This is a genomic window from Streptomyces chattanoogensis (genome assembly GCF_001294335.1).
Lineage (GTDB): Bacteria > Actinomycetota > Actinomycetes > Streptomycetales > Streptomycetaceae > Streptomyces > Streptomyces chattanoogensis.
In genome coordinates this window covers 22,305-32,566 of sequence record NZ_LGKG01000068.1, presented here as the reverse complement: position 1 = coordinate 32,566, position 10,262 = coordinate 22,305, and the positions used below count along the sequence as shown (strand labels likewise).

Sequence of the window (10,262 nt, the reverse complement as noted above, 5' to 3'; positions counted from 1 at the left end):
TTGCGTTCTGTACTCAGCTCGCCACGAGGAGTAGTACCGCATGTCAGAGATGGTCCGCGACGCCGCACCCCGCTTCAGCGTCATCGTCCCCTGCTTCAGAGTCCAGGGATTTCTGCGCGAATGCCTGGACTCGGTGCTGGCGCAGGACTTCACGGACTTCGAACTGATCGCGGTCGACGACTGCTCACCCGATGCCAGCGGCGCGATCCTGGACGAGTACGCCGCCCGCGACGACCGCGTCCAGGTGCTGCACCTGGAGGAGAACGTCGGCCTGGGCCTGGCCCGTAACGCCGGTCTGGAGAAGGTCACCGGCGAGTACATCCTCTTCCTCGACAGCGACGACACCCTCGTGCCCGGCGCGCTGAGCGCCCTCGCCGAGCGGCTGGCCGTCACCGGGGACCCGGAGATCCTGATCTTCGATTACGCGCGGACCTACTGGGACGGATCCGAGCGGCGCAATGCGCTGGCCGAACTCCTCGATGAATCCGGCGCCCCCGCCTTCACCCTGGCCGAGCGCCCGCAAATCCTCGATCTCCTGCAGATCGTCTGGAACAAGGCCTACCGCCGCGACTTCGTCGAGGAGCACGGTTTCGAATTTCCGGTCGGCTATTACGAGGACGCCCCCTGGACGTTCTGCACGCTCATCACCGCGCAGCGGATCGCCGTTCTCGACCGGGTCTGCCTGCACTACCGCCAGCGCCGTCAGGGCGGCAACATCCTGCGCACCACCAGCCGTAAGCACTTCGATGTCTTCGACCAGTACGGCCGGGTCTTCGCCTATCTCGATGCGCACCCGGAGCTCTCCCGCTGGCGCCCGCACATGTTCCGCAAGATGGTCGACCACTATCTGACCATCCTGGACAAGCCCGGCCGCCTCCCCCAGAACGCCACCGCCGAGTTCTTCCACCGCGCCGCCCGCGACTACCGCATGCGGGTACCGGCCGGCTTCGTCCGCCCGGCGGGTGTCATGGGCGGCAAGTACGCGCTGCTGGCCAAGGACGCCTACCCGGCGCTGGCCGGCCTCAAGGTCGCCGGGAAAGTGCAGCGTACGGTCCGCAAGCACGCGAACAAGCGGGTCAGGCAGGCCAAGAAGAAGGCCATGGACCTGCGCTACCAGGCGCTGCTGCGGCAGCCGCTGGACGAGAACCTCGCGGTCTACTCCGCGTACTGGAACCGCCTGCCCGCCTGCAACCCCCTCGCGATCTACGAGAAGGCCCGGGAACTGGCACCGCATGTGCACGGCGTGTGGGTGGTCAAGGAGGGGCTGGCCGACCAGGTCCCGGCCGGCGTCGATCATGTCGTACTGAACTCGCCGCGCTACTGGGAGCTCGTGGCCCGCGCCAAGTACCTGGTCAACAACGTCAACTTCGCGGACGCTGTGGTCAAGCGCGAGGGCCAGATCCACCTCCAGACGCACCACGGCACCCCGCTGAAGTCGATGGGCACCGACCAGAAGCGCTACCCGGCCGCCGCCAAGGGCATGAGCTTCCGCAAGCTGCTCGCGCGCGCCGACCGCTGGGACTTCTCGCTCTCCTCCAACCAGCACACCACCGAGCAGTGGGAGCGCGTCTACCCCTGCAACTTCACGTCGCTGGACGCCGGTTACCCCCGTAACGACGTCTACTGCCGGGCCACCGCCCAGGACGTCCTCGCTATCCGCGAGCGGCTCGGCATAGCCCCCGACAAGACCGCCGTCCTGTACGCGCCGACGATGCGCGACTACCAGGTCGGCTACGTCCCCCGCCTGGACCTGGAGAAGATCTCCCGCGAGCTGGGCGAGGACTTCGTCCTGCTGGTGCGCACCCACTACTTCTACGACCAGGACCCGGGGCTGCAGGAGCTCCAGGAGCGCGGCGCGCTGATCGACGTCTCCGGGCACCCGGTCGTCGAGGAGCTGTGCCTGGCCGCCGACGCGCTGGTCACGGACTACTCGTCGATCATGTTCGACTACGCCAACCTCGACCGGCCGATCATCAACTACGCCGACGACTGGGACACCTACGTCCGCTCCCGCGGCGTCACCTTCGACCTGCTCTCGGGCAAGCCGGGCGACACCCCGGGCGTGATCGCCACCACCGAGGACGAGCTGATCGAGGCCTTCCGCAGCGGGCGCTGGGACGACGAGCGGGCCGCGGGGCTGCGCACGGCGTTCCGGGAGCGGTTCTGCCAGTGGGACGACGGGCACGCCGCCGAGCGCGTGGTGCGCCAGGTCTTCCTCGGCCAGGAGGCCGGCCGCCCCGCGCCGGAGCCGCTCGGCGAGCGCACCGTGGCCCCGCGGCCGCGGGCGGCGGCCGCCGCGGCGGGGCTGGTCAAGCTGCCGGCGCCGCGGAAGGCCGGGGACGACCGGGCGGCGGGCAAGGACGCCACGGACATCGGGATGGCGGGCTGACCGGGGGACGCACCTCGTGAGGGGCCGGGGCGGTTCGACCGCCCCGGCCTCCTGTGTCTTTGTGCCGTGTCCCTGTGTCTTTGTGCCGTGCCCCTGTGTCTTTGTGCCGTGCCCCGCCGCCCGCGTACGGATCAGCGCCCGCCGAGCGCCCCGGCCACCGCCGCCGCCAGCTCGTCAAGATAGCCGCCGGGCAGATCGTCACGGACCACCACCAGCCGCCAGTACAGCGGCCCGGTCAGCAGATCCAGCGCCAGCCCGGCGTCCACACCGGCCGGGATCTCCCCGCGCTCGACGGCCCGCGCCACCATCGCCGCGGCGACGCCCTGCTGGCTGTCGTGCAGCGCCGTCTTGAGCGCACCGGCCAGCTCCGGGCTGCGGGCCGCCTCGGCCAGCAGGTCCGGGATGATCTGCGACGCCATCGGGTGCCGCAGCGCGCGGGCCGCGACCTCCAGCAGCATCCGGACATCGCCGCGCAGCGACCCGGTGTCCGGCGACGGCAGGCCCGCGGCGGCCACCGCGGAGACCACGTCCAGGACGAGGTGCAGCTTGGAACGCCACCGCCGGTAGACCGCGGTCTTGCCGACGCCCGCGCGCCGCGCGATGCCCTCGATGGACATCCGGGCGAATCCGACCGCGGCCAGCTCCTCGAAGACCGCGGCGCGGATCGCGGCGGTCTTGTCCTCGCGCAGTACGGCGGCACCGGCCGGTGCCCGGCGCGCCGCCGCGGAGTCCCCGTCGCTGCCGTCGTGTGCGCTGCCGTTTTTTGCCATGGCTTGAGCATAGCGTCACGACGCTACGGTTGCGTTTCGACGTGGGCTCGCTTTAGTGTCGGCAGCGTCGCGACGATACGGACCCGTTCCATCGCGTGTTCGGTCGCGCCGCTGCTGCTGCCCGTCTGGCCCCGTACGAAAGCGGCCCCCATGCCCCAGACCCTCACGCCCCCGGCGGCCGCCCAGGCGCCCGTCCCCGGGGCATCCCCCGACCCCGAGCTGCGCGCACTGGCCGAACGCCATGGCCTCACGGTGAGCGGCGCCCGCCCCTCGCTGCCCGAGTACACCCGGCAGCTGTGGCAGCGACGGCACTTCATCACCGCGTTCGCCACCGCCAAGGTCACCGCGACGTACACCACCGCCAAGCTCGGCCAGCTCTGGCAGGTGCTGACCCCGCTGCTCAACGCGGCCGTCTACTACTTGATCTTCGGGGTGCTGCTCGGCACGAAGAACAACGTCCCCGACTACATCCCGTTCCTGGTGACCGGCGTCTTCGTCTTCACCTTCCTGCAGAACTCGGTGCTGACCGGAACGCGGGCGATCTCCGGCAACCTGGGCCTGGTCCGCGCGCTGCACTTCCCGCGGGCCTGCCTGCCGGTCTCGTTCTGCCTGGCGCAGCTGCAGCAGCTGCTGTTCTCCATGGGCGTGCTGATGGCCATCCTGCTGTCCTTCGGACAGCTGCCGACCTGGTCATGGCTGCTGGTCGTACCGGCCCTGACCCTCCAGTTCGTCTTCAACACCGGCCTGGCGATGGTCATGGCACGCCTCGGCGCCAGGACCCCGGACCTGGCGCAGCTGATGCCGTTCATCCTGCGTACGTGGATGTACGCGTCCGGCGTGATGTTCAGCATCAGCCGGATCCTGCAGGGCAGGCACCTCCCGAAGGCCGTGGAGATCCTGCTCAACGGCAATCCGGCCGCGGTCTACATCGACCTGATGCGCTTCGCCCTGATCGACAGCTTCACCCACGAGCAACTGCCCCCGCACGTGTGGGCGTTCGCCGGCGGCTGGGCGCTGCTGGCCGGCGCCGTGGGTTTTGTGTACTTCTGGAAGGCCGAGGAGCGGTACGGACGTGGCTGAGCACAAGAGCACCGGCAGGGACGGGCGGACGGACACCGACCGGCCGCCCCAGGCGGCCGGGGACCCGGTCCCGACCGTGATCGCGGACAATCTGCACATCGTCTACCGCGTCTACGGCACCGGCGCCGGAAAGGGCGGCGCCACCGCGGCCCTGAACCGCATCATCCGCCGCAGACCCGCCACCGGTGTGCGCGAGGTGCACGCGGTCAAGGGCGTCTCCTTCACCGCCTGCCGCGGTGAATCCATCGGGCTCATCGGCTCCAACGGCTCGGGCAAGTCGACGCTGCTCAAGGCGGTCGCCGGACTGCTCCCCGCGGAGAGCGGCAAGGTCTACACCCACGGCCAGCCCTCGCTGCTCGGCGTCAACGCCGCCATGATGAACGACCTGACCGGCGAGAAGAACGTCGTCCTCGGCGGCCTGGCGATGGGCATGAGCCGCGAGCAGATCCGCGAACGCTACGACGGCATCGTCGACTTCTCCGGCATCCAGGAGAAGGGGGACTTCATCTCCCTGCCGATGCGCACCTACTCCTCCGGCATGGCCGCCCGGCTGCGCTTCTCCATCGCCGCCGCCAAGGACCACGACGTCCTGATGATCGACGAAGCGCTGGCCACCGGCGACCGCGCCTTCCAGAAGCGCTCCGAGGCCCGTATCCGCGAACTCCGCCAGGAGGCCGGCACGGTCTTCCTCGTCAGCCACAACAACAAATCCATCCGCGACACCTGCACTCGTGTGCTGTGGCTGGAAAAGGGCGAGCTGGTGATGGACGGGCCGACGGAGGAGGTCGTGGCGGCGTACGAGGCGCACCAATAGACGCACCAACAGGCCCTGCCGCGAACGGCGAGGGGCGCACCCGCAATGGGTGCGCCCCTCACTCATGCCTGCGTGCGGCTCGTCAGCTGTGCGTCCTGAGCAGCGTACGCATGGTCCGCATGGCCACCGACAGATTCGCCAGGTCGAAGCCCTCCGACCCCTGGATCTCCTCCAGCGTCGCGCGGGCCCGGCTCAGAATCGCGCCGTTGGCCTCCTCCCACGACTTGAAGCGCTGCTCGGGCGTCGCGGAGCCGTTGCCCGCCGCCAGCACATCGTTGGTCAGCGCGGCATGCACGGCGAAGAGGTCCTCACGGATGGAGGCGCGGGCCATCGACTGCCAGCGGTCGGCGCGCGGCAGCTCCAGGATGCGGTCCAGGAGCTGGTTGATCCGCAGCCGGTCGCCCAGGTCGTAGTAGACCTCGGCGACTTCCAGCGGCTCCTTGCCGACGCGGTCGGCGACGGCGACGATGTCCAGCGCCGGGAAGACCGACGAGAAGCCGGCCACCTGGACCGCGAGCGGCTCGGGCACCCCGCTCGCCGTCAGCTCCTCCAGGATCGTCTGGTGCCACTCCGCGTCGCTGCCCTGCAGCAGCTTCGGCAGCTCCGCCCAGACCTGGGCGACCCGCTCGCTGAAGAAGTCGATGGTCTCGGAGAGCTCCAGCGGCTGCGGACGGTTGTTGAGCAGCCAGCGGGTGCCGCGCTCGACCAGCCGCCGCGAGTGCAGCCGGATCCGGGTCTGGACATCGGCCGCGACGACATTGTCGAGCGCCTCGACGTCGTCCCAGACCTGGTTGAGCCGGAAGATCGCCCGGGCCGCGGTGTGCGCCCGCACCACCTCTTCGAGGGAGGCGCCGGTCTCCTCCCGCATCCGGTGCAGGAAGCTCGTACCGCCGGTGTTGACGGTGTCGTTGACCATCACCGTCGTGACGATCTCGCGGCGCAGGGCGTGCCCGTCGACCTGCTCGGGGAAGCGGTCGTAGAGCGCCGACGGGAAGTAGGCGTGCAGCAGCCGCTGGAGGTAGGCGTCGTCCGGCAGCGTGGTCTGGATCAGCGACTCGGCCACCGTGATCTTGGTGTACGCCAGGAGCACCGCGGTCTCGGGCTGGGTCAGGCCGCGCCCGGCGTTGAGCCGCTCGCGGATCTGCCGGTCGGTGGGCAGGAACTCCAGCGCCCGGTCGAGGTCACCGTCCCGCACCAGGCGGCGCATGAAGCGCTGCTGGGCGTGCAGCATGCTCGAGGACTGGGCCAGCGCCAGTGCCAGCGCGGTGTTCTGCGCGTAGTTGTTGCGCAGCACCAGCGCGCCGACCTCGTCGGTCATCTCGGCCAGCAGCTTGTTGCGCTGCTTGGTCGTCATATCGCCCTCGGCCACCACGGCGTTGAGCAGGATCTTGATGTTGACCTCGTGGTCGGAGGTGTCCACACCGGCGCTGTTGTCGATCGCATCGGTGTTGATCTTCCCGCCGGCCGCGGCGAACTCGATCCGGCCCAGCTGGGTCAGGCCGAGGTTGCCGCCCTCGCCGACGACCTTGACGCGCAGGTCCTCGCCGTTGACGCGGATCGCGTCGTTGGACTTGTCGCCCGCATCGGCCTGGGACTCCGCCGAGGACTTCACATAGGTGCCGATGCCGCCGTTCCACAGCAGGTCGACCGGCGCCTTGAGGATCGCCCGCATCAGATCGGCCGGGGTCATCTTCTTCACGCCGGCCTCGATGCCGAGGGCGGCCCGCACCTGTGCGTTGATCGGGATGGACTTGGCCGAGCGCGGGTGGATGCCGCCGCCCTGCGAGAGCAGCTCGGTGTTGTAGTCCGCCCAGGAGGAACGGGGCAGCTCGAAGAGCCGGCGGCGCTCGGCGTACGAGGTCGCCGCGTCCGGGCTGGGGTCGAGGAAGATGTGCCGGTGGTCGAAGGCCGCGACAAGCCGGATGTGCTCGCTGAGCAGCATGCCGTTGCCGAAGACGTCACCGGACATGTCGCCGACGCCGACCACGGTGAAGTCCTGGGTCTGGGTGTCGTGGCCCAGCTCGCGGAAGTGCCGCTTGACCGACTCCCAGGCACCGCGGGCGGTGATGCCCATGCCCTTGTGGTCGTAACCGGCGCTGCCGCCGGAGGCGAAGGCGTCGCCCAGCCAGAAACCGTACGACTCGGCGACCTCGTTGGCGATGTCCGAGAACGTCGCGGTGCCCTTGTCGGCCGCGACCACCAGGTAGGTGTCGTCCTCGTCGTGCCGGACGACGTTGTGCGGGGGCACGACCTCGCCGCCGACGAGGTTGTCGGTGATGTCCAGCAGACCGGAGATGAAGGTCTTGTAGCAGGCGATGCCCTCGGCCAGCCAGGCGTCCCGGTCCGAAGACGGGTCCGGCAGCTGCTTGCCGACGAAGCCGCCCTTGGCGCCGACGGGCACGATGACGGTGTTCTTGACCATCTGCGCCTTGACCAGGCCGAGGATCTCCGTACGGAAGTCCTCCCGGCGGTCCGACCAGCGCAGACCGCCGCGGGCGACCTTGCCGAAGCGCAGGTGGACGCCCTCGACGCGGGGCGAGTACACCCAGATCTCGTACGCCGGGCGGGGCGCGGGCAGATCGGGGATCGCCTGCGGGTCCAGCTTCATGGACAGGTAGGCGTGCGGCTTGCCCGCGCTGTCGCGCTGGTAGTGGTTGGTGCGCAGCGTCGCCTTGATGACGGTCAGGAAGGAGCGCAGGATGCGGTCCTCGTCCAGGGAGGCGACCTGGTCGAGCGCGGCGTCCAGCTCCTCCAGCAGCGCGTCGGTCAGCTCGGTGCCGGCCCGCTGGCGCTCCGGGGACATCCGGGCCTCGAAGAGCGAGACCAGCAGCCGGGTGGTGTGGACGTTGTTGGAGAGGGTGTCCTCCATGTACGTCTGGCTGAAGGTGGCACCGGCCTGCCGCAGGTACTTGGCGTATGCGCGCAGCACCATCGCCTGGCGCCAGTTGAGCCCGGCCCGCAGCACCAGCTTGTTGAAGTTGTCGCTCTCGGCGGCGCCGGTCCACACCGCGGTGAAGGCTTCCTGGAACCGCTCGCGGGCGTCGTCGCCGGAGACATGCTCCGGCATCCGCAGACCGAAGTCGTAGATCCAGGCGACGGTGCCGTCCGCGCAGCGCAGCTCGTGCGGGCGCTCGTCGATGACCTCGACGCCCAGGCGGTTCAGGCCCGGCAGCACCCGGGACAGCGAGACCTGCTCGCCGCGGCGGTAGATCTTGAAGCGGCGCTCGCCGGGGCCCGCGCCGACCGGCTCGTACAGGCTGACCGAGAACTCCTTGCCGGGCTCTTCGGTGAGCTTCTCCAGGTGCTGGATGTCGGCGACCGCGCTGCGGGGCTTGTTGTCGGCCTTGTAGCCCTCGGGGAAGGCGTGGCCGTAGCGGCGCAGCAGCTCGGCGGCGCGCTCCTCGCCGACCTCGGAGATCAGCGCCTCGGAGAAGCCGTCGGCCCAGGAGCGGGCGGCCTCCACCAGGCGGGACTCGATGCGGTCGACGTCGGCGTCGGTGAGGTCCGGCAGGCTGGCGCCCGGCTGGACCCGGATGACGAAGTGCAGCCGGGACAGGACCGACTCGGTGTTCCAGGCCGTGAAGTCGACGCTGGTGCCGCCCAGCTCCTCCTTGAGGATGTCGATCAGGCGCAGCCGGACGCCGGTGGTGTAGCGGTCGCGCGGGAGGTAGACCAGCGCGGAGTAGTAGCGGCCGTACTCGTCCTGGCGGAGGAAGAGCCGCAGCCTGCGGCGCTCCTGGAGGTAGAGCACGCTGGTGGCGATGGACCGGAGCTGGTCGACCGGGGTCTGGAACAGCTCGTCGCGCGGGTAGGTCTCCAGGATCTGCAGCAGGTCGCGGCCGTCGTGGCTGTTCGCGGTGAACCCGGCGCCCTCGAGGACCCCGGCGACCTTACGGCGGATGACCGGGACGCGGCGTACGGACTCGGTGTACGCGGCCGACGAGAACAGGCCCAGGAAGCGGCGCTCGCCGACGACGTTGCCGTTCTTGTCGAACTTCTTCACGCCCACGTAGTCGAGGTACGAGGGGCGGTGCACCGTGGCGCGGCTGTTGGCCTTGGTCAGGATCAGCAGCTTGTGCTCGCGGGCCTTGGCGCGGGCGTCGGCGGGCAGACGGTTGAAGGACGGCGAGACGGGGTGGCCGGCGTCGCTCTCGCGGTGCGGCGGGTCGGAGCGCAGAATGCCCAGGCCGGTACCGGGCACGGCGGTCAGCACGTCCTCCTCGGTGCCGTCCTCGCCGGGCGCGGAGGCCAGCTCGTACTCGCGGTAGCCGATGAAGGTGAAGTGGTCGTCGGACAGCCAGCGCAGCAGCTCGCGGGCCTCGTCGACCTCTCCCTCGGGCAGATCGTCGGCGAGCGGCTCGGCCGGGAGTTCCTCGGCGATGCGCAGCGCGGAGGCGCGCATCTTGTCCCAGTCCTCGACGGCCTCGCGGACGTCGGACAGCACCTGCAGCAGATCGGCGGTGATCTGCTTGAGGTCGTCGCGGTCGGTCTCACGGTCGGTCTCAACGTGGATCCAGGACTCGGTCACCGCGTCGTGCGGCAGCTCGGCGGCCTTGATGCCGCCGCCGTTCGGGTGGGCGTCGCCGTTGGTGTCGAGGACCTCGATCAGCTTGCCCGCGACATCGCGGCGGACCGTCACCTGCGGGTGGATCACGAGGTGGATGCCGCGGCCCTGGCGCGAGAGCTCATTGGTGACCGAGTCGACCAGGAACGGCATGTCGTCGGTGACGACCTCGACCACGGAATGGCTGCTGGTCCAGCCGTTCTCCTCGACGGTCGGCGTCTGCACCCGGACCCTGGCGGTGCCCTGCGGGCGCATCTCCGCGAGGCGGTAGTGCGAGAGGGCGGCGCCGAAGACGTCGACCGGGTCGCGGTCGATCAGGTCCTCGGGGGCGGTGTGCAGGTAGTAGCGCTGGAGGTATCCCGCAAGGATGTCCGGGTCAAGGCCGCGTACCGGGTGCTTGCCCCCGGCCGGGCTGCTTTCAACGACCCGGGCGGCCCTGGCGAGCAGCTCGGTCTTGGCTTCGTCCAGCTTGGTCTGCATGTCCTCTGGCTCCTGTCGCGCGCCGTTGCGTGACGTCGTGGAAGAACTTTGTGGATGCTGCACAACGCCGCCGCGACGCGGGGTGTCCTGTCGATGTCGACGCTATGCCGCGATGGGAGAGGGCCGTACCGGGTTCGGCAAGTCTTGACGGAGTCGTCATGGGCC

Annotated in this window: 5 protein-coding genes; 3 read left to right on the top strand and 2 right to left on the bottom strand. The window is 69.9% G+C overall.

The genetic code is table 11. The features are described from left to right. The first annotated feature begins 40 nt into the window (after positions 1-40). On the top strand, positions 41-2,389 hold the full coding sequence (locus ADL29_RS09135; RefSeq protein ID WP_053923193.1) for a bifunctional glycosyltransferase/CDP-glycerol:glycerophosphate glycerophosphotransferase: 2,349 nt from the start codon (positions 41-43) through the stop codon (positions 2,387-2,389). 131 nt (positions 2,390-2,520) lie between these two features. On the opposite strand, the gene ADL29_RS09130 is transcribed toward ADL29_RS09135, so the two are convergent. After that, a complete protein-coding gene (locus ADL29_RS09130) occupies positions 2,521-3,159 on the bottom strand; it encodes a TetR/AcrR family transcriptional regulator (protein WP_053923192.1) in 639 nt (212 codons plus the stop codon). A 150-nt stretch (positions 3,160-3,309) separates the two neighbouring features. Between ADL29_RS09130 and ADL29_RS09125 the strand changes: the two genes are divergently transcribed. Next, entirely contained in the window at positions 3,310-4,239 is a 930-nt protein-coding gene (locus ADL29_RS09125) for an ABC transporter permease (RefSeq protein ID WP_053923191.1), read from the top strand. Further along, on the top strand, positions 4,232-5,053 hold the full coding sequence (locus ADL29_RS09120; RefSeq protein ID WP_169795208.1) for an ABC transporter ATP-binding protein: 822 nt from the start codon (positions 4,232-4,234) through the stop codon (positions 5,051-5,053). Before ADL29_RS09125 ends, ADL29_RS09120 begins: the two co-directional genes overlap by 8 nt. Positions 5,054-5,135: 82 nt before the next feature. On the opposite strand, the gene ADL29_RS09115 is transcribed toward ADL29_RS09120, so the two are convergent. Continuing rightward, on the bottom strand, positions 5,136-10,097 hold the full coding sequence (locus tag ADL29_RS09115; protein WP_053923190.1) for an NAD-glutamate dehydrogenase: 4,962 nt from the start codon (positions 10,095-10,097) through the stop codon (positions 5,136-5,138). Between the last annotated feature and the right edge of the window lie 165 nt (positions 10,098-10,262).